Genomic DNA, 20,128 nt, shown 5'->3' with positions numbered 1-20,128 from the left:
TCCCACGGCGAGGGCCCCCGCGCGGACGACTCCTGGAAACCACCGTCCGCGCGGGGGCCCTTTTCCGTGCCGTCGTGCGCACCGGACGCGCGGAGAGCCCTTCTGCTGCTAGCGTGCAGTTGCAACCCTGTTGCAATAAGAGGTTCGAAGGGGTCCCATGCCCGTCTACACGCTGCCCGCCCTGCCGTACGACTACTCCGCGCTCGCGCCGGTGATCAGCCCCGAGATCATCGAGCTGCACCACGACAAGCACCACGCGGCCTACGTGAAGGGCGCCAACGACACCCTGGAGCAGCTCGCGGAGGCCCGGGACAAGGAGTCGTGGGGCTCGGTCAACGGGCTCGAGAAGAACCTGGCGTTCCATCTCTCCGGGCACATCCTGCACTCGATCTACTGGCACAACATGACCGGCGACGGCGGCGGCGAGCCGCTGGAGAAGGACGGCGTGGGCGAGCTGGCCGGCGCGATCGCGGAGTCCTTCGGCTCCTTCGCCGGCTTCAAGGCGCAGCTGACCAAGGCCGCGGCGACCACGCAGGGGTCGGGCTGGGGCGTCCTGGCGTACGAGCCGCTGAGCGGCCGGCTGATCGTCGAGCAGGTCTACGACCACCAGGGCAACGTCGGCCAGGGCGCGACACCGATCCTGGTCTTCGACGCCTGGGAGCACGCCTTCTACCTCCAGTACAAGAACCAGAAGGTCGATTTCATCGAGGCCATGTGGGCCGTCGTGAACTGGCAGGACGTGGCCAGGCGCTACGAGGCCGCGAAGTCCCGCGCGGATGTGCTCCTGCTCGCCCCCTGAGGGCCGCCCGTGAACGTCCTGCCCCGTGATCGTCTTCTCACCGTTCACCCGGCAGGCGGAAAGACGGAAGCCCCCGCGAGGACTCGACTCGCGGGGGCTTCCGGTATGCGGCGTTCCGGGTCAAAGTGCCCCATGACGACACTGAAGACCAAGAAGTACCCCTGCTCGACCTGCGACGCGGAGCAACTGCATCGTCAGCTGACCCGGGCGGAACAGGAACAGCTCAAGGAACGGCTGGGCCGTACGGGGGTGAGCGAGTTCTGGATCTGCGAGAACGTGCTGGACCCGGAGACCGGCAGGCAGTGCCGCAACCTGCGCACGGGGTGGGTCATGAAGCCGTTCCCCAAGCCCATCCGCCTGCCCGCCCCGGAGTGACGGGCCTGCAGTGACGGGCCCGCAGTGACGACCCGCAGTCACTCCACGTCCCGGGTCGTCCCGTCACAGGTTGCTGAAGTCCGGGCCCTGCGTCCGCGTGCGCTTGAGCTCGTAGAAGCCGGGGACGGAGGCCACGGCGAGGGTGCCGTCCCAGAGGCGGGCGGCTTCCTCGCCCTTGGGGGCGGGGGTGACGACCGGACCGAAGAAGGCGATCTGCTCGCCGTCGGCACCGGGCACGGCGATGACCGGGGTGCCGACGTCCTGGCCGACCTTGTCGATGCCCTCCTTGTGGGAGGCGCGCAGCTGGGGCTCGTAGGGGGTGGAGTCCCAGTGCTCCATGAGGGAGTCGGGCAGGCCGACCTCCTTCAGGGCGGCGGCGACGGCCTCCTTCTCCGGACCCTCGCCCTGGTTGTGGATGCGGGTGCCGAGCGCGGTGTAGAGGTCGCCGAGCACCTCGGCGCCGTGCTCCTCCTGGGCCGCGATGACCACGCGGACGGGGCCCCACGCCTTGGTCGCGAGCATCTCGCGGTACTCCTCGGGCAGCTCGTCGAGCCGGTCCTCGTTGAGCACCGCGAGGCTCATCAGGTGCCAGTGGACCTTGATGTCCCGCACCTTCTCCACCTCCAGCACCCAGCGGGAGGTCATCCAGGCCCAGGGGCACAGCGGGTCGAACCAGAAGTCGACGGGAGTGGCGGCGGTGGACGTGTCCGGCATGACGCTCCTCATGAGGCAGGTGCGGGGAATCGCTTCCCCGGAAACACCGGGGCTCCCCCTCTCATTCCCGTCCCCTTCCCGCCCCTCCCGTTCCCGGCTGCCCCGCGTCAGGGGCGCGTGGCAGGATCGGTGCTGTACAGCCCTGTCGATGCCGACGACGTATGACGACGTATGAGGAGTCCGCCTGTGCCCGGTGAGAACCTGACCCGCGACGAGGCCCGGGAGCGGGCCGCACTGCTGTCGGTGGACGGGTACGAGGTGTCCCTCGACCTGCGCACCGCGGCCGGCGCGCCCGGCGCGAGTGCCGGGCAGGGCGGGACCGGCGCGGAGGGGCCGCGCACCTTCCGCTCGGTGACCACCATCCGGTTTCGCTGCACGGAGCCCGGCGCGAGCAGCTTCGCGGACCTGATCGCGCCGGCCGTGACGGCCGTCTCGCTCAACGGGCGGGACCTCGACCCCGGGGAGGTGTTCGACGGCTCCCGGCTGCTGCTGGAGGACCTGGCCGCCGACAACGAGCTGATCGTCGACGCCCAGTGCGCGTACTCCCGTACCGGCGAGGGCATGCACCGCTTCGTCGACCCCGAGGACGGCGAGGTCTACCTCTACACCCAGTACGAGCCGGCCGACGCCCGCCGGGTCTTCGCCAACTTCGAGCAGCCCGACCTCAAGGCGCCCTACCGCTTCGAGGTGCGGGCCCCCGAGGGCTGGACGGTGTGGAGCAACGGCGTCGGCGAACTCACCGACGAGGTGTGGCGGTTCGCGGAGACCAAGCCGATCTCGACCTACATCACCTGTGTGGTCGCCGGGCCGTACCACTACGTCACGGACAGCTACGAGCGCGAACTGCCCGACGGCACCCGGCTGGAGATCCCGCTCGGCGCGATGTGCCGCAAGGCTCTGGCGCCGCACTTCGACGCCGACGACGTGTTCCTGGTGACCAAGCAGGGCCTGGACTTCTTCCACGATCACGTCGACTACCCGTACCCCTTCGGGAAGTACGACCAGGCGTTCGTGCCCGAGTACAACCTGGGCGCGATGGAGAACCCCGGACTGGTCACCTTCCGGGAGGAGTTCATCTTCCGCGGCAAGGTCACGCAGGCGTCCTACGAGGGCCGGGCCAACGTCATCCTGCACGAGATGGCGCACATGTGGTTCGGCGACCTGGTCACCATGGAGTGGTGGGACGACCTGTGGCTGAAGGAGTCCTTCGCCGACTTCATGGGCGCCTTCTCGCTCGTGGGCGCCACCCGGTTCACCGACGGCTGGATCACCTTCGCCAACCGCCGCAAGGCCTGGGCGTACCGCGCGGACCAGTTGCCGTCCACGCACCCGGTCACCGCGGACATCCGCGACCTGCAGGACGCCAAGCTGAACTTCGACGGCATCACCTACGCCAAGGGCGCCTCGGTCCTCAAGCAGCTGGTGGCCTACGTCGGCCAGGACGCCTTCCTGGAGGGCGCCCGGCGCTACTTCAAGCGGCACGCGTACGGCAACACGCGCCTCGGTGACCTGCTGTCGGTCCTCGAGGAGACCAGCGGACGCGACATGACGGCGTGGTCGCGGGCCTGGCTCCAGACGGCCGGGGTCAACTCCCTCACCCCTCAGGTGCTGCTGGGCGCGGACGGCAGGGTCGAGGAACTCGCGGTGGTGCAGGAGGCCACTCCGATCGCCCCGGCGGACCACCCCGAACTGCGCCCGCACCGGGTCGCGGTGGGCCTGTACCGGCGCACGGCCGAGGGCGCGCTGGAGCGGTACGCGCGCGCCGAGACGGACGTCGACGGACCGCGTACGGTCGTCGCGGAGCTGGCGGGTGCGCAGGCGCCCGAGCTGGTGCTGGTCAACGACGACGACCTCACGTACTGCAAGATCCGCTTCGACGAAACCTCGCTGGCCACGCTCCGCGAGCACCTGGGCGCGCTGACCGACCCCCTGGCCCGCGCCCTGTGCTGGTCGGCGCTGTGGAACCTCACCCGGGACGCACTGCTGCCCGCACGGGAGTTCGTGGACCTGGTGCTGCGGTTCGGCGGGCGCGAGTCCGACATCGGCGTGCTGCAGATGCTGCACGCCTGGGCCGAGTCGGCGCTCGTCCACTACGCGGCGCCCGCCTGGCGGGAGACCGGCGGCCGGCTGCTCGCCGAGGGCGCCCGGCGCGAGCTGGAGGCGGCCGGGCCGGGCAGCGAGCAGCAGCTGGCCTGGGCCCGCTTCTTCGCCCGGTCGGCCGTGGCGCCGGGCGACTTCCAGCTGCTCCAGGAGCTGCTGTCGGGCACGGCGACGGTCGACGGGCTCGAGGTCGACCAGGAGCTGCGCTGGGTGTTCCTGGAGCCGCTGGCCGCGCACGGGCTCGCCGACGAGAAGGCGCTGGCCGGGGAGCTGGCCCGGGACGACACCGCCTCCGGCAGGCGCCACCAGGTCCGTTGCCTGGCCGCCCGACCGTCGGCGGAGGTCAAGGCGCGGGGCTGGGCGCGGCTCGTGGAGTCGGAGGAACTGTCCAACGCGCTGGTGGAGGCGACGATCGCGGGCTTCGCCCAGCCCTCGCAGCGGGAGCTGCTCGCGCCGTACGCGGAGAAGTACTTCGCGGTGATCGAGCGGGTGTGGGAGGAGCGGTCCATCCAGATCGCCATGCACGTGGTGCGGGGCCTGTTCCCCGAGCTGCTGGACTCGCCGGGGACGCTGGACGCGGCGGACGCGTGGCTCGCGGCCCACGAGGACGCGCCACCGGCGCTGCGCCGTCTGGTGCTGGAGGCCCGGGACGACCTGGCACGTGCGCTGCGCGGCCAGGCGTGCGACGCGACGGCGGGGTGACCACCGGCGCGTCCCGCGGGCGCGGGACGACCACAGGTGCCTCCCGCGGGCGCGGCGGACCGACAGGGACGGGACACCGGTGCCGTCCCCGGTCCCACCGCCGGGCCCCACCGCCGGGCCCCACGCTCCGTGACCGTTACGAAATTCGGTCAATAACAGCCGTAACCTCTGGTCTCACCCGAATGGACCAGGGGTTTTCGGTATCCGAACACACGTCCTTTAGGGCAGGCTTGTCCCTAATTGCCGACGGGTCTGTAACAGAGGTTCGGGAACGGATCCGGCGCGGGAGATTGCCGGACATGAACCACGACTCCCCGCTCCCCCCGCTCTCCCCCCGTCCCCCGCTCTCCCCCCGTCCCCTGCACCACCTCGCCGCCGGCCCGCGGCGCGTTCTCACCACCGCCCAGCTCCGCTCGCACGGGATCTCGGTCTCGGAGGCCGACGACCAGTGCCGCCCCGGCGGTCCCTGGCAGCAGCTCCTGCCCGGTGTCGTCCTGCTCCACCCGGGTCCGCCGACCGGCGAGGAGCGGCTGCACGCGGCGCTGCTGTACACGACGCGGGAGCGGTCCGTGCGCGTCCTCGCCCAGCCCGGCCCGGCCGACTCGACGGCGCCCCACTACGAGGACGCGATGATCACCGGTCCGGCCGCGCTGACCCTGCACGGCTTCTCCTCCGTTCCCCCGCTGTCCTGCCTGGAGACCCTCGACGTACTCGTCCCGCGGCTGCGCCGGCTGCGCTCCACGGGCGGTGTGCGCATCGTCCGCACCCCGGTGCTGCCGGCCCCCGAGCGGGTGGCGGGCGTACCGGTGGCGCCGGTTCCGCGGGCGCTGGCCGACGCGGTGGCGGTCCTGGACGACGCGGACACGGTGCGCAGGCTGCTCATGGAGGCGGTGGGCGGCGGCCACTGCGAGGCGAGCGCGCTGGTACGGGAGCTGACCGCCGCGAAGCTGCTGGGCCGGCCGCACGTGGTGCGCGTGGTGGACTCCCTGATGGCCGAGGGCCGCGCGCACGCGGAGGACGGCCTGTACCGGATGGTGCGCGCGTACGGTCTGCCCGACCCGCTGTGGAACGTCGACCTGCGCCTGCCGGGCGGCCCCCACCTCGGCGGCCTGGACGCGTACTGGCCGGAGCAGGCCGTGGCGCTCGACCTGGACACCTGCCGGGAGAACCTCCCGGACGACGACGTCCTGCGGTCCGGGTACGCCCGCAAGCGGGAGCACCTGGAGCGGCTCGGCATCACGGTCGTGCGGGTCACCCCGCGCGGACTGCGGGACGCCGCGGAGCAGCAGGCGGCGGTGGTCCGTACCGCCCTGATGGCGGCGGACGACCGCGACCCCGCCGCCTACGTCATGGTCCTGCCCCGCTGAACCGGGGCGGGCACTCCCCGGGCCACCCGCCCCTCCTGTACCTGCGCCTGCACCTGCACCTGCACCTCCGCCTACACCTACGCCTTGAGCAGGAGTTCCGTGTTGCGGTCCCGGGGGGTGCCGCCGAGGTCGGTGCGGGCGCCGGGGGCGTTGCAGGACAGCTCGCGGTAGAGGGCGGCGAGACCGGTCTGGGTGAGGTCGCCGTAGTCCGTGCGGGACGGGGCCGCGGACTCGACCAGGGTGGTGAACAGGGACAGGGTGCCGTCCTTGTTGTCCACCAGCTCGATGACGCGGGCGAGTTGGGGGAAGTCGACGTGGGAGGCGGTGGAGATCTCCCAGAAGGAACCGGCCGAACCGGTGTGCGCGGTGATCGCGTTGCGGTGGATGTGGCCGTTGACCCAGGCCACCACGTTGCGGTGGGCGCCGAGGAGTTCGAGGAGTTCCTTGCCGTCGTGGCGCCGTTCGTCGGGGCGGGCCGGGTCGCGGTGCGTGTTCGTCATCGACTCGCTGGTGTGGTGGCTGAAGACGATCGTGCGGGAGCCCTTGTGGGTGCGCAGTGTCCTTTCCAGCCAGCGCAGTTGGGCCGTGCCGACGGATCCCGCGTAGTGGCCGCCGGGGTCGGTGGTGTCGAGGCTGATGCCGATGACGTCGTCGGAGACGCGGAACGCGTAGTACTGGGTGCCCGCGTCGAGGTTGGCGGCGGAGTAGCCGTGTCCCACCGGGCCGAACCCGCGGTAGGCGGGGTCCAGGTGGGCCTCGATGTACTCGGCGGGGGTGAAGGGGGCACGTGCCTCGTCGGGGGTGACCGGGCGCATGGCGCGGGCGTGGGACTTCAGGAACTCGCCGTACTGGACGCCCCGCGGGTCGCCGGCCTTCCTGATGACCTGCTGGAGCTTCTTCGCCTCGGCCGCCCCGAGCTCCATCAGCTTGCGTCCGCCGACGGCGAGTTCGGTGAGGTACGGGTCGCCGTGGGAGGCGTAGCAGCCGAGCGGCATCGCGTCGTGGTTGCCGACGGTGGAGTACCAGGGGAGGTTGAGGCCGGGGCTGTTCACCTCGCGGACGGCCGCGGCGAGGAAGCCGTCGAGGTGCGGGAAGCCGAGTTGCTTGTCGGCGTCGCGGGTGGTGGCGTCCGGCTGCCAGTACTGTCGCAGACCGCTGTTCTGGACGCCTTCGTAGTGGCGCGGGTCCCCGCTGTTGGGGGTGATGCGGCCGCCGCCGAGCGCCGTCAGGAACCAGTCCAGTTCGGAGCGGGTGTTGTTGTCGGTGTTGTCGCCGGTGGTCATCGCGAAGTGCAGCGGGGAGCCGGTGACGGGGGCGCCGCGCAGGTTGTTGATCCGCTCGACGAGGGAGACCACGCCGTGCACGGTGAGCGCCTCGTGCGGCCGCCAGGCGTGCACATCGGTGGAGCGCAGGTACTCCAGGCGCAGCGGGTGCTGCGTGTCGAGCACATGCAGGTCGGTGAGCTGCACGAACGCGGCCAGCGTGGTGCGGCGGTCGTCCCTGCCGGAGTGGGCGCCGGCCAGTTCGCCGCGTACCACCCTCTCCCAGCCGGGTCCTTCGTCGAGGCGCCGGTGGCCGGCGGCACGGCCGCCGCGCGGTGCGGACACCCCGGCGACGGTGGTGCCGCGTGTGTACGGGGCGAGCGGGGCGGCCGGCGCCTGCCGGGAGGAGGCGAGGACGGCCTCGTCCGCGGCGGCGTCGGCGCTGCCGGCGGCGACGGCCTGGTCGCCGCCGGGACGCAGGGCGTAACCGACGCCGGCGGAGAGGGCGACCGCGCCGGTGGCGGCGAGGAGGGAACGGCGGTGGAGTCCACCGGAGTCGGCGACTGAGCGTATGCGCGACATGGCGCTTGTCTCCCCGGGTGCGAACGCATCGGCAGTGACCGCGGGGCGTTCGCCGGGCGAACGTCCCGCTGGTACTGGATGCTTGGCAGCGGGAATGGCCTGCGTGTGAACGCGACGGCAACGCGCGACACCGATCGCCGTACGTGGATCTTGGGCCCCCGGGCCGTCGGCACCCGCTCCCGCACCGGCCCGGAACCGGTCACACCGCGTTCACTTGACGGAGAGCCGGGCAGCTGAACATCCACCCCATTCCGGCAATGAGGATGTTTACCACCATCGACTGATAAGTCCTGGTCTTCTGCGTGTTCCACGCGCCGGCTCTCCGCGTGCCCCCTGTCCCCTGTCCCGCCGCGGTGTCGTCAGCCCGCGTGCCGCGCGGCCAGCGTCACCATGCCGTGGCGCAGGCGACGGAAGTACGTGGCGCGGCTGATGTGCAGGCTGCGGGCCACCTGCCAGTGGGTACCCGACCGGTCGACGTAGTACGCGCGCAGGATGCGCCCGGCCTCGGCGTCGACCGCCACGGGGCTTGCCGTCAGGGCGTCCACGGCGTCCACGAGCCAGGCACGCAGTGCCGGGGCCGTCGCCGTGTGCGGAGCGGCCAGCAGGGGGTTGCCGTCCAGTACGCCGGGGGTGTGCAGGTGGCTCAGCGCCTCGGTCAGGTGCGCCACGGCGGGGCCGGTGCCGGTGGCGCCCAGCCGGCGGGTGAGCGGGCAGGTTCGGACGGGGGCCGTCACTGTGCGCGTTCCACCCGGCCCGCCGCAGGGCGCTCCCGCCACAGCCGCAGGCCGATGTCGACCATGCCGATCCTGACCAGGTCCGGGACGGCGTCCAGGGCCTGCCAGGCGGCCAGTTCGGTGGAGCCGCCGGTCTCGTTCCTCAGTTCGCCGCCGGCGATCCGTCCCTCGTAGACCAGCCGTACGGCGTGGTGGTCGGCCCTGCGGCCCAGGCGGCGGACGAAGGTGTGCCGGGTGAAAGCGTGCCGGGCTGAGTTCACGCCGAGCAGTCCGGTGACCTCGATGCGGTACCCGGTCTCCTCCTCGACCTCCCGCCGCACGGTGTCGTACGGATCCTCGCCGTGCTCCATGCCACCGCCCGGAAGAACCCACTCCGGAGCACCTCCGGGCACCGGGGACCGGGCCAGCAGGAGCTGTCCGTCGCGCACCACCACGGCGTAGGCCGCCACCCTCAGGGTCTGCCGCATCCTGGGACGTTAACCCGCGGGCGTCCACGAGGCGGCCCGTACGGCCGACTTGCCCGCTTCGGTCCCCAACACCCCATAAACGAATAGCGGGTTTTCCCCATACCTTCATTTCGATTCCGCCAACTCTCGCCCAACACACACCCCTTGGGTAAGGCTCAACGATCGTCCGGGACCGTATTCCGGACGATCGCGGCCAGGGTCGATCGGCTCCGGCCGCTCCACGATGGTTCCTTTACTTACAAGGGATGCCGATGACCCATTCCTCCCCGCGCGAGTCGATATCGGGCACCAGACGCACGGCCCGTATCGCCCTGGCCGCCGGTCTCGTCGCCGCGCTCTGCGCGGTCGGCCCGATACCCCTGGCGGCCGCCGCCGACGCGCCGGCCGCCGTACCCGTCGACGGTGACGTCAAGTCCGCTCCCGACAAGCTCGGTTCGAGTGACGCGGACCTCCTCGCCGAGGCCAAGGCAGACGGCGTCAAGAACGTCACGATGATGATCGCCACCGCCCCCGGGAAGACCGAGCAGGTCGCCGAGGAACTGAACGCGGTGAAGGGCGGTTCGGTCGGCCGGACCCACGACAAGCTGGGCTACGTCCGCGCCACCGTCCCCACCGCCAGGGCGGACGCGGCCATCGCCGCCGCCGCCAAGCTCTCCACCGTGCACGGCATCGACCTGCGCGACGAGATCCCGCTCGACGACCCGACCCCGGCCGCGGACACCACCGCCAAGGCCGCGGGCAAGAGCAAGGACACCGCCGCCTACCCGGGCCCCGACAAGCGGACCCCCGCGAAGAACCCGTACAACCCGTCCTTCGAGACGGGCGCCGTCGACTTCGTGAAGGACAACCCGAAGGCGGACGGCCGCGGCGTCACCATCGGCATCCTCGACTCGGGCGTGGACCTGGCCCACCCCGCGCTGCAGAAGACCACCACCGGCGAGCGCAAGATCGTCGACTGGGTGACGGCGACCGACCCGCTCGTCGACGGCGACGAGACCTGGCGCCCGATGACCGAGTCGGTGACCGGCCCCACCTTCACCCACGAGGGCGCGACCTGGACGGCGCCCGCGGGCTCGTACCGGATCAGCACCTTCAAGGAGTCGTACACCATCGGCGGCGACGCGGGCGGTGACGCCAACTTCGACGGCGACACCACCGACGCCTGGGGCGTGCTGTACGACGCGGCGGCCGGCACCGTCCGCGTCGACCTGAACGACAACCGGGACTTCTCCGACGACACCCCGATGAAGCCCTACAAGGACGGCTTCCAGATCGGGTACTTCGGCACCGACGACCCGTCCACCGAGGTCGCCGAGCGCCAGCCGTTCGTCGTGGAGATCCGCAAGGACGTCGTCCGCAACGCGGCCGGCGACAAGGCCGACTTCGTCAACATCGGTCTCATCGAGGGTTCCCACGGCTCGCACGTCGCCGGCATCACCGCCGCCCACGGCCTGTTCGGCGGGAAGATGAACGGCGCCGCGCCCGGCGCGAAGATCGTCTCGTCCCGTGCCTGCACCTGGTCCGGCGGCTGCACCAGCGTGGCCCTCACCGAGGGCATGATCGACCTCGTCACCGAGCGCGGTGTCGACATCGTCAACATGTCCATCGGTGGCCTGCCGGCGCTCAACGACGGCAACAACGCCCGCGCCGAGCTGTACACCCGCCTCATCGACACCTACGGCGTCCAGCTGGTGATCTCCGCGGGCAACTCCGGCCCCGGCGCCAACACCATCGGCGACCCGTCGCTGGCCGACAAGGTCATCTCGGTCGGCGCGTCCGTCTCCAAGGAGACCTGGGCCGCCAACTACGGCTCCGTCGTGAAGACGAAGTACGCCATGATGCCGTTCTCCTCGCGCGGTCCGCGTGAGGACGGCGGCTTCACGCCGACGCTGATCGCGCCCGGCGCGGCGATCAACACCATCCAGACCTGGGCGCCGGGTGCCCCGGTCGCCGAGGCGGGCTACGGCCTCCCGGCCGGTTACGGCATGCTCCAGGGCACCTCGATGGCGTCCCCGCAGGCCGCCGGCTCCGCCGCGCTGCTGCTGTCGGCCGCGAAGCAGAAGCGGATCGACCTGACGCCCGCGAAGCTGCGCACCGCCCTCACCTCCACCGCCCAGCACGTCAAGGGGCTGCAGGCCTACGAGGAGGGCGCCGGTCTCATCGACCTCGAGGAGGCCTGGGACTCGATCCGGGACGGGGCCACCGCGCACGAGTACAGCGTGAAGGCTCCGGTCGACACCGCGATCGACCAGTTCCTGAAGACCCCCGGCTTCGGCACCGGCGTCTACGACCGCGAGGGCGGCCTGAAGGCCGGCCAGAAGAAGACGTACGACGTCACCATCACCCGTACGTCCGGCCCCGACCGTACGATCCGGCACGAGCTCGACCTCGCGAACAACACCGACGGCGCCTTCCGCATCGTCGGCGACGGCAAGGTCCAGCTGTCGCTGAACAAGCCGGTGACCGTCAAGATCCAGGCCGCGCCCCGGTCCGCGGGCCTCAAGAGCGCCATCCTGGAGGTCGACGACCCGCGCACCGAGGGCGTCGACCGGCAGATCCTGAGCACCGTGGTCGTCTCGGCTCCGCTGGCGCACACCTTCTCCGCCTCCGGCACGGCCCAGCGCAACGCCACCACCTCCTACTTCGTCACCGTGCCCAAGGGCGCGAAGACGCTGGAGGTCGCGCTCGGCGGACTGAAGGCCACGAGCCAGACCCGGTTCATCGCCCTCCACCCCTACGGTGTCCCGGCCGACCCGACGTCGACGGTCAACTGCTACCCGAACTACAGCAACCCGGCCAACACCTGCCGCCCCGACCTGCGGTCGTACGTGAACCCGCAGCCGGGCGTCTGGGAGATCGAGGTCGAGTCGCGCCGCACCTCGCCGCTGCTCGACAACCCGTACAAGCTGGACGTCGCCGTGCTCGGCGCGGTCTTCGACCCGCAGACCGTGACCGTGCCGGAGGCGAAGGTCGGTACTCCGGCCGACGTCTCCTGGAAGGTGACCAACCAGGCCGCCGAACTGGACGGCAAGCTGGTCGGCGGCCCGCTGGGCTCCGCCAAGTCGGCCCGGCCCGCCATCTCCAAGGGTGTCACGCACACCACCACCGTCACGGTGCCCGAGGGCGCCACATCGCTCGACGTCGCCATCGGCAACGTCTCCGACACCGCCGCCGACCTGGACCTGGCGGTCTACAACGCGGCCGGCACCGCCGTCGCCCAGTCCGCCGACGGCGACTCGGAGGAGTCGGTGTCCATCGCCCGCCCGGCGGCCGGTACCTACACCGTCAGGGTCGTGGGCTACTCCGTCCCGGCCGGTTCCACCGGCTACGACTACCGGGACGTGTTCTTCTCCACCACGCTCGGTGAGGTCACGGTCGACGGTGCCACGCCGGTGAAGATCGGCACCGGAGAGTCGGCCACCGTCTCCGGCAGCGTCACCGCCGTCGCGGCGGCTCCCGAGGGACGTGAGTTCTTCGGCCGGGTGCAGCTGGTCAACGCGCGCGGCACGGTCGCGGGCACGGGCAGCGTGACGATCGAGAAGGTCGTGCCGTAACCGACGGCCACCACCGAGGGGCGGGCGTCCACCAGGGCGCCCGCCCCTTCGCCGTACGCACGCTGTACGCAACCTCCTCCGATCACTCGCAGGTCAGGGTGCGTGAGGCAGGCAGGGCTGCGGTGACGCGCGCCCGCTCGGGGGCGATGTCCTCCTCACCGACGATCACGATGTCCGGGACGGAGCTCTCAAGGGGCAGGCCGACCAGGACCTCGTCACCGGGGTGCAGCCGGGGCCGGTCGGTCGACCCGGTCAGGAACGTGACCTCTTCTTGTTCTCCTGCGGGGGTACCCGCGTCCGGCTCCGGCTTGTAGCGGCGGGTCACCTCCAGCGTGACGTGCTCCTGTCCGGCGCCCGGCACCGGCTCCACCGCCGACACCGTGCCCTCGGCGACGAGCCGGGCGCAGGCGAGATAGCGAGGGCTGCCGAAGCCGGTATCGGCCGACCCCCTGGCGCTGCCCGGTGCCTCGTCGGCCCCCACTGCCTTTCTGTCGGCCTCGGCCGACGACGACATGCCGTCGCCCTGCCCGGCCTGCGTCACGAGCCAGCCCATGCCGAGGACCACCGAGGCGGCCGCCGCCGCGGCGAGCGCGCCGAGGGCGATCCTCAGCGGCCGACGGGCACGGCGGGGCGGCCGGGCGACGGCGGGCAGGGGCCGCACCGGCGCGGGGGCGGGCTCCGCTTCCCGGATCAGCGTGTCCCCGATGAGCCCCAGCTGCTCCCGCAGCACGGCGACATCGGCGGCTGCAGCGTCCCGCGCGGCCAGGAACACCGGGTCCTGCCGGGCCTCCGCGGGCAGCGGCTCGTCGAGGATCGCGGCCATGAGGGCGTCGACACCCTCGTACTCGACGCCGTCGTACTGGATGCCGTGCTCGTCTCCGGTGTTGTTCCGGCCGTCGTGGACGCTCACGTCACACCACCTCGTCCTCGTGCAAACGGGCGCGCAGGGCCCGGACCGCCGTGTGCAGCCTGCTCTTGACCGTGCCTTCCGGCACGCCGAGCTGTTCGGCGATCGAGCGCACCGGAAGGTCGGCGTAGAACCGCAGCACGACGACCTGGCGCTGGGCGTCGGGCAGCCCGTCCAGACCGCGGGCGACGGCGAGGGAGAGCAGGCGGGTCTCCTCGTCGGCGGGGGGCTCGGCGGGGCGCAGCGCGGCGAGGCGTTCACCGAGCCGCTCCTGGCGGCGTTTGGCCCGGTGCCAGTCCATGGCGATGTTGGAGGCGACGACCGCCGCCCACGCCGAGACGTCCCGGGGCGCGTCCCGCCCGCTCGCGGCCCGCTCCAGCAGCCGCAGCCGGACCTGCTGCACCCCGTCCGGCAGGTCGGTCTGCGGCACCCCGCCGAGCGCGAGCACCGCCCGGACCCGGCGCTCCTGTGCCGTGTCCAGCGGGTCGTCCTCCGCGGCGCCGTACGCCTGCCGGCCACGCCGGATCCTTCCGCGCAGCACTGCCCACCCCCCTCACCCCGTTTCTTCTACGACGCCGGTCCGGGCCGGAACGTTCGGCCGTCGCGCGAACCGGACAGAGGCGTACGTCACACCTCCGTGTGGGTGGGGCTGTGCGGGGCAGGGAACCTTGCGGCCGCCGACCCCCACAGGACGAATTCCTGCAGCTCGGCGGGGTGACGACCGCAGGTCCGCGACCGGTGGCCCCTGCCCGCGTGTCCCACTGGGCGAGCAGGGGGCGCAAAGAATTGGACAGGCGGGCCGTGGTGGGCCGCATGATGGAAACGCCCGGCCGTCGGGTAAAGAGCACATGTACGGCGTATACGTCGTATGCGCCGTATGGCGCAGCATTCAGTGAGGGAGAAGCCGTGAGGGTCGGAATCGTCGGAGCCACCGGTCAGGTGGGCACGGTCATGCGCGGCATCCTCAAGGAGCGGAACTTCCCGGTCACGGAGCTGCGCCTGTTCGCCTCGGCCCGTTCGGCGGGCACGGAGCTGGACGGCGTGACGGTCGAGGACGCGTCGACCGCCGACTACACCGGCCTGGACATCGTGCTGTTCTCGGCGGGCGGCGCGACGTCGAAGGCGCTGGCCGAGAAGGTCGCCTCGCAGGGCGCGGTCGTGATCGACAACTCCTCCGCGTGGCGCAAGGACCCCGAGGTTCCGCTGGTCGTCTCCGAGGTGAACCCGGACGCGATCGCGAACCGCCCCAAGGGCATCATCGCCAACCCGAACTGCACCACGATGGCCGCGATGCCGGTGCTGCGTCCGCTGCACGACGAGGCGGGTCTGGACGCGCTGGTGGTCGCCACCTACCAGGCGGTGTCCGGCTCCGGCGTGGCGGGCGTGGCGGAGCTGCACGGCCAGACCCAGAAGGTCGTCGCCGACGCCGACAAGCTGGCCCACGACGGCGGCGCGGTCGACTTCCCCGAGCCGGCCGTCTACAAGCGCCCCATCGCCTTCAACGTGCTGCCGTTCGCCGGCAACCTCGTGGACGACGGTCTGAACGAGACCGACGAGGAGCAGAAGCTGCGCAACGAGTCCCGCAAGATCCTGGACATCCCCGGGCTCAAGGTCTCCGGCACCTGTGTGCGCGTCCCGGTCTTCTCCGGGCACTCCCTCCAGATCAACGCCCGCTTCGCCCGCCCGATCAGCCCCGAGCGCGCGACCGAGCTGCTGGCCGACGCCCCCGGTGTCGTCCTCACCGACATTCCCACCCCGCTCCAGGCGGCGGGCCAGGACCCGTCCTACGTCGGCCGCATCCGCCGCGACGAGACGGTCGACCACGGCCTGGCCCTCTTCGTCTCCAACGACAACCTCCGCAAGGGCGCGGCCCTGAACACCGTCCAGATCGCGGAACTGGTGGCGGCCGAGCTGAAGCGGTAACCACAGACCCGCTCGCCGAAGGGGGCTCACCCGGCCGGGTGAGCCCCCTTCGGCGTATTCAGAGCGCTGGATGCGCCGTAACGCGACGCCCCGCCCGAAGGGCAGGGGTCACGCGCAGGAGCTCCGGTCACCAGGCCCCGCTGGTGACCCCGTCCCCGCTCACCCGGTCCCACGGACCGGCTTCCCCACCGCAGTCCCACTCGGCGAACGCTTCTGTGTAAGCCTGCTCCAGCTGCGCCTGCCTGAGCAGCTCGATGGCGACTCGCATGACGGCCGACCGGGACTCGGCCTCCGTACCGGCGGCGTACTCGTCGATGAAGGCCACATCCTCCTGGGGCAGGCTCACGCTGATCCTCATACCTGCCATGCTGCCCGAAGTCGGCACCCTTGCCTGTTCGATGCCGATTGCGATGCGCGGGTTGGTGGCGGCGGCCAGGAAGCCCCACAGGGCGGCCAGTACGGCGATCAGGGGGAAGGCACCGAACCTCAATGCCACCCGGCGGAATGCCGTCACCGGAAGTGACACACCTACCCGAAAAGCGTGAGCACTCCGGCCACTACTGTCCACATGGCGCTCATTTGAGCGCTTATGTGTCATATTCCTGCTGACTGCTCACTCTTTTCAGCAATGCCTCCGTCTCCGGACCGGGCCCCGTATTTTCGGGATCGCGAGTTCCAGGCGGCCGGACGGCACGGTCGGCGCCGTCGGGTCAGCGTCTCGGCATGGTCTCAGAGGGCGCCTCCGTGTCGGTCGACATACGCAAGTACGACGGCAGCCTGAGCGCGCAGTGGGCTGCCGTCCGGCTCGGTGAGGACGAGCACGGCGTGTGGTTGGGCACGGCGCAGGGCGTTCCCGTCAGTTCGGCCGAGGGCGGCTGGACAAGCCGGTTCGCGTACGTGATGTCGGTCCCGCGCGGTGAGTGGTGGACGGCCACGTTCTGCGCGGACCCGGGCCCCGAGATGTACTGCGACGTGTGCACGGTGCCCGAGTGGAGCGCCGACGGGACCGTCCTGCGCATGGTGGACCTCGATCTCGATGTCGTGCGGCCTCGTGGAGGTGAGGCACACATCGAGGACGAGGACGAGTTCGCCGAACACCGGGTGCGCTACGGCTACCCCGACAACATCGTCGGCAAGGCCTGGCAGACCTGCGAGTGGCTGATGGAGGCGGGCCGTCGCGGGGGTGAGGGCGTCGAACCCTTCGCCTCGGTGTACCGCCACTGGCTCGGCCTGATCGAGTAGCCGGGGCGCTGCCGGGTGGTGGTGCGACGTTCCTCAGCCGGGTGATCCGGGCCTTGACCAGCCGGCTGGGCGCTTACGGACGTCGGGCCGCACCTCGTACAGGAAGCAGCCGTACTCCACCGCGCGGACGTGGACGAGGGCGACCTCCAAGTCGGTGAAGGCCTCCGTGAGGGCGGGGGCGAAGGCGTCCGGCGTCTCCACCAGCCGCCCGCCCAGGATGCTCCCGTCAAAGGCGTAGCGGCGCAGGACTCGGTGGGCGGCGGTGAAGGGGAGGCCGTCGTCGCCCCGCGGTCCCGCGCAGTCCTCAGCGTGGATGAAGACGGGCCCCTGTTCGTCGTACGGGCCCGGGTCGGCGCCCGTTTCCGCCGCCCAGCGGCGCAGGGGGGCGTAGCTGACCAGGGCGATCGACTCGCTCGGCTCGCTGTGGCGCAGGCAGCAGCGGAGCGGGGCGCCCCCCTCCTCGTCGGTGCGGGGAACCGGAGGACGGCCCGCGTCGTCCAGGGCGCGCAGGTCCGTCAGAACGGCACCCGGGATCGGGTGCACGGCGAGGGGGGTCGTGCGGTGGGGTGCCTGAAGCGTCATGGGTCCAGCGTTCGCGCGCGGCGGGGCGCCTCACCGGCGGTAAATGGACATCGCGTTCCGCGCCGGTGGCGTGGAAGGATGGCGCGACCGACACATGACGAGGAGATGACCGCGTGCCTGGCACAAACCTGACTCGCGAAGAGGCGCAGCAGCGGGCGAAGCTGCTGACCGTTGACTCGTACGAGGTCGATCTCGACCTCTCCGGCGCGCAGGAGGGCGGCACCTACCGGTCCGTGACCACGGTGCGCTTCGACGTCTCCGCGGACGCCTCCGACGACGACGCGAACGGCGCGAACGGCGCGGAGTCGTTCATCGACCTGGTGGCTCCCACCGTGCACGAGGTGACCCTCAACGGGGACGCCCTCGACCCCGCCGAGGTCTTCGCGGACTCCCGGATCGCCCTGCCCGGCCTGCTCCCGGGTCGCAACGTGCTGCGGGTGAGCGCCGACTGCGCGTACACCAACACCGGTGAGGGCCTGCACCGGTTCGTCGACCCGGTCGACGACCAGGCCTACCTCTACACCCAGTTCGAGGTGCCGGACGCCCGCCGCGTCTTCGCGAGCTTCGAGCAGCCCGACCTCAAGGCGACCTTCCGGTTCACCGTGAAGGCGCCGGCCGGCTGGACCGTCGTCTCCAACTCCCCCACGCCCGAACCCCGGGACAATGTCTGGGAGTTCGAGCCGACGCCGCGGATCTCGACGTACATCACCGCGCTGATCGTCGGCCCGTACCACTCCGTGCACAGCGTGTACGAGAAGGACGGCCAGTCGGTACCGCTCGGCATCTACTGCCGGCCCTCGCTCGCCGAGCACCTCGACGCGGACGCCATCTTCGACGTCACGCGGCAGGGCTTCGAGTGGTTCCAGGAGAAGTTCGACTACGCGTACCCCTTCGGGAAGTACGACCAGCTGTTCGTGCCGGAGTTCAACGCGGGCGCGATGGAGAACGCCGGCGCGGTGACCATCCGCGACCAGTACGTCTTCCGGTCGAAGGTGACGGACGCCGCCTACGAGGTGCGCGCCTCCACGATCCTGCACGAGCTGGCCCACATGTGGTTCGGCGACCTGGTCACCATGGAGTGGTGGAACGACCTGTGGCTGAACGAGTCGTTCGCCACCTACGCCGAGGCCGCCTGCCAGGCGGACGCACCGGGCTCGAAGTGGCCGCACTCGTGGACCACGTTCGCGAACTCCATGAAGACCTGGGCGTACCGGCAGGACCAACTGCCGTCCACGCACCCGATCATGGCCGACATCCGTGACCTGGACGACGTCCTGGTCAACTTCGACGGCATCACGTACGCCAAGGGCGCCTCGGTCCTCAAGCAGCTGGTGGCCTACGTCGGCAAGGACGCCTTCTTCAGCGGCGTGCAGGCGTACTTCAAGCGTCACGCGTACGGCAACACGCGCCTGTCCGACCTGCTGGGCGCCCTGGAGGAGACCTCCGGCCGCGACCTGAGCACCTGGTCGCAGAAGTGGCTTCAGACCGCCGGCATCAACGTCCTGCGCCCGGAGATCGAGACGGACGGCGCGGACGGCACGGGGACCATCACCTCCTTCGCCATCCGCCAGGAGGCGCCCGCGCTGCCCGCCGGCGCCAAGGGCGAGTCGACCCTGCGCCCGCACCGGATCGCGGTCGGCCTGTACGACCTGGACGCGGCGAGCGGCAAGCTGGTGCGCGTCGACCGGGTCGAGCTGGACGTCGACGGCGAACTGACCGCCGTACCGCAGCTCGTCGGCAAGGCCCGCCCGGCCGTCGTCCTCCTCAACGACGACGACCTGTCGTACGCCAAGGTGCGTCTGGACGAGCGGTCGCTGGCCTTCGTCACCGAGCACCTGGGCGACTTCGAGGCGTCCCTGCCGCGCGCCCTGTGCTGGGCGTCGGCCTGGGACATGACCCGCGACGGCGAGCTGGCCACCCGCGACTACCTGTCGCTGGTGCTGTCCGGCATCGGCAAGGAGTCGGACATCGGCGTCGTACAGTCGCTGCACCGCCAGGTGAAGCTGGCGATCGACCTGTACGCCGCCCCGACCACCCGCGAGGCGTTGCTCACCCGCTGGACGGAGGCCACACTGGCCCACCTGCGGGCCGCCGAGGCGGGCAGCGACCACCAGCTGGCGTGGGCCCGCGCCTTCGCCGCGACGGCGCGCACGCCGGAGCAGCTGGACCTCCTGGACAGCCTGCTGGAGGGCACGAAGACGGTCGAGGGCCTGGCCGTCGACACGGAGCTGCGCTGGACGTTCGTGCAGCGGCTGGCGGCGGTGGGCCGGTTCGACGAGAGCGAGATCGCCGGCGAGTACGAGCGCGACAAGACCGCCGCGGGCGAGCGCCACGCGGCGACCGCACGCGCCGCCCGGCCGACCGAGGAGGCCAAGGCGGAGGCCTGGGCATCGGTCGTGGAGTCCGACAAACTGCCGAACGCGGTCCAGGAGGCGGTCATCGCCGGCTTCGTCCAGACCGACCAGCGCGAGCTGCTGGCCCCGTACACGGACCGGTACTTCGAGGCGCTGGCCGACGTGTGGGCCTCGCGCTCGCACGAGATGGCCCAGCAGATCGTGGTCGGCCTCTACCCGGCGATCCAGGTCTCCGAGGAGACCCTGGCGAAGACGGACGCCTGGCTGGCCTCCGCCGAGCCGAACGCGGCCCTGCGCCGCCTCGTCTCGGAATCCCGCTCCGGCGTGGAACGCGCCCTGCGGGCCCAGGCGGCGGACGCGGCGGCCGAAGGGGCGTAGCCCTTACGCGTACGCATCAGGGGCGTCCGGCGTTGATCGCGCCGGGCGCCCTTGCCCTTGGGTGGGTGGCGCGGGCGGCCCCGGAA

General features: G+C 71.4%; 16 protein-coding genes. 8 read left to right on the top strand and 8 right to left on the bottom strand.

All coding sequences use genetic code 11. The features are described 5' to 3' along the window. Nucleotides 1-157: 157 nt before the first annotated feature. A complete protein-coding gene (locus ACFYQA_RS06120) occupies nucleotides 158-799 on the top strand; it encodes a superoxide dismutase (RefSeq protein ID WP_388912212.1) in 642 nt (213 codons plus the stop codon). A 132-nt stretch (nucleotides 800-931) separates the two neighbouring features. Then, on the top strand, nucleotides 932-1,174 hold the full coding sequence (locus tag ACFYQA_RS06115) for a hypothetical protein (RefSeq protein ID WP_388912210.1): 243 nt from the start codon (nucleotides 932-934) through the stop codon (nucleotides 1,172-1,174). Between the two features lie 63 nt (nucleotides 1,175-1,237). Here ACFYQA_RS06115 and ACFYQA_RS06110 read toward each other — a convergent pair whose 3' ends face one another. Then, nucleotides 1,238-1,888, bottom strand: coding sequence for a DsbA family protein (locus ACFYQA_RS06110; protein ID WP_386398266.1), 651 nt, complete (start codon nucleotides 1,886-1,888; stop codon nucleotides 1,238-1,240). Nucleotides 1,889-2,074: 186 nt separating this feature from the next. On the opposite strand from ACFYQA_RS06110, the gene pepN (ACFYQA_RS06105) reads away from it, so the two are divergent. After that, nucleotides 2,075-4,690, top strand: a complete 2,616-nt coding sequence (pepN, locus tag ACFYQA_RS06105) for an aminopeptidase N (RefSeq protein ID WP_388912209.1) — start codon at nucleotides 2,075-2,077, stop codon at nucleotides 4,688-4,690. A 299-nt stretch (nucleotides 4,691-4,989) separates the two neighbouring features. Beyond that, a complete protein-coding gene (locus tag ACFYQA_RS06100) occupies nucleotides 4,990-6,057 on the top strand; it encodes a hypothetical protein (protein ID WP_388912207.1) in 1,068 nt (355 codons plus the stop codon). 77 nt (nucleotides 6,058-6,134) lie between these two features. On the opposite strand, the gene ACFYQA_RS06095 is transcribed toward ACFYQA_RS06100, so the two are convergent. From ACFYQA_RS06095 to ACFYQA_RS06085, 3 genes are all read right to left on the bottom strand, one after another. Continuing rightward, nucleotides 6,135-7,901, bottom strand: a complete 1,767-nt coding sequence (locus ACFYQA_RS06095) for a TIGR03767 family metallophosphoesterase (protein ID WP_388912204.1) — start codon at nucleotides 7,899-7,901, stop codon at nucleotides 6,135-6,137. Between the two features lie 359 nt (nucleotides 7,902-8,260). Further along, nucleotides 8,261-8,635 (bottom strand): DUF1492 domain-containing protein, encoded by a 375-nt coding sequence (locus tag ACFYQA_RS06090; RefSeq protein WP_388912201.1) that lies wholly within the window; start codon nucleotides 8,633-8,635, stop codon nucleotides 8,261-8,263. Continuing rightward, nucleotides 8,632-9,102 carry an NUDIX hydrolase gene (locus ACFYQA_RS06085; RefSeq protein ID WP_388912198.1) on the bottom strand — a complete coding sequence of 157 codons (471 nt, stop codon included), beginning with the start codon at nucleotides 9,100-9,102 and terminating at the stop codon, nucleotides 8,632-8,634. Before ACFYQA_RS06085 ends, ACFYQA_RS06090 begins: the two co-directional genes overlap by 4 nt. 251 nt (nucleotides 9,103-9,353) lie before the next feature. Here ACFYQA_RS06085 and ACFYQA_RS06080 point away from each other — a divergent pair, with 251 nt between their 5' ends. Beyond that, nucleotides 9,354-12,656 carry a S8 family serine peptidase gene (locus ACFYQA_RS06080; protein WP_388912195.1) on the top strand — a complete coding sequence of 1,101 codons (3,303 nt, stop codon included), beginning with the start codon at nucleotides 9,354-9,356 and terminating at the stop codon, nucleotides 12,654-12,656. Nucleotides 12,657-12,738: 82 nt separating this feature from the next. On the opposite strand, the gene ACFYQA_RS06075 is transcribed toward ACFYQA_RS06080, so the two are convergent. Both ACFYQA_RS06075 and ACFYQA_RS06070 read right to left on the bottom strand, forming a co-directional pair. After that, a complete protein-coding gene (locus ACFYQA_RS06075; protein WP_388912192.1) occupies nucleotides 12,739-13,566 on the bottom strand; it encodes a hypothetical protein in 828 nt (275 codons plus the stop codon). Between the two features lies 1 nt (nucleotide 13,567). Further along, the gene (locus tag ACFYQA_RS06070) at nucleotides 13,568-14,104 is read right to left on the bottom strand and encodes an RNA polymerase sigma factor (RefSeq protein ID WP_388912189.1); all 537 of its coding nucleotides are present in this window, start codon (nucleotides 14,102-14,104) and stop codon (nucleotides 13,568-13,570) included. A gap of 365 nt (nucleotides 14,105-14,469) precedes the next feature. On the opposite strand from ACFYQA_RS06070, the gene ACFYQA_RS06065 reads away from it, so the two are divergent. Then, nucleotides 14,470-15,486, top strand: coding sequence for an aspartate-semialdehyde dehydrogenase (locus ACFYQA_RS06065; protein WP_388912186.1), 1,017 nt, complete (start codon nucleotides 14,470-14,472; stop codon nucleotides 15,484-15,486). A gap of 127 nt (nucleotides 15,487-15,613) precedes the next feature. Here ACFYQA_RS06065 and ACFYQA_RS06060 read toward each other — a convergent pair whose 3' ends face one another. After that, complete coding sequence (locus tag ACFYQA_RS06060; RefSeq protein ID WP_388912183.1) at nucleotides 15,614-16,000, bottom strand: ribbon-helix-helix domain-containing protein; 387 nt, start codon at nucleotides 15,998-16,000, stop codon at nucleotides 15,614-15,616. Nucleotides 16,001-16,209: 209 nt separating this feature from the next. Here ACFYQA_RS06060 and ACFYQA_RS06055 point away from each other — a divergent pair, with 209 nt between their 5' ends. Beyond that, nucleotides 16,210-16,728 carry a DUF402 domain-containing protein gene (locus ACFYQA_RS06055; protein ID WP_388912180.1) on the top strand — a complete coding sequence of 173 codons (519 nt, stop codon included), beginning with the start codon at nucleotides 16,210-16,212 and terminating at the stop codon, nucleotides 16,726-16,728. Between the two features lie 33 nt (nucleotides 16,729-16,761). Here ACFYQA_RS06055 and ACFYQA_RS06050 read toward each other — a convergent pair whose 3' ends face one another. Beyond that, nucleotides 16,762-17,310, bottom strand: a complete 549-nt coding sequence (locus ACFYQA_RS06050) for a DUF1203 domain-containing protein (protein ID WP_388912178.1) — start codon at nucleotides 17,308-17,310, stop codon at nucleotides 16,762-16,764. 113 nt (nucleotides 17,311-17,423) lie between these two features. Between ACFYQA_RS06050 and pepN (ACFYQA_RS06045) the strand changes: the two genes are divergently transcribed. Beyond that, entirely contained in the window at nucleotides 17,424-20,042 is a 2,619-nt protein-coding gene (pepN, locus tag ACFYQA_RS06045; RefSeq protein WP_388912175.1) for an aminopeptidase N, read from the top strand. Nucleotides 20,043-20,128 lie beyond the last annotated feature (86 nt).

Origin of the sequence: Streptomyces sp. NPDC005774 (assembly GCF_042871645.1) — a bacterium.
Taxonomy (GTDB): Bacteria; Actinomycetota; Actinomycetes; order Streptomycetales; family Streptomycetaceae; genus Streptomyces; species Streptomyces pratens.
Note: the sequence above shows the minus strand (reverse complement) of the source record. Positions and strands in the feature narration are given on the sequence as shown.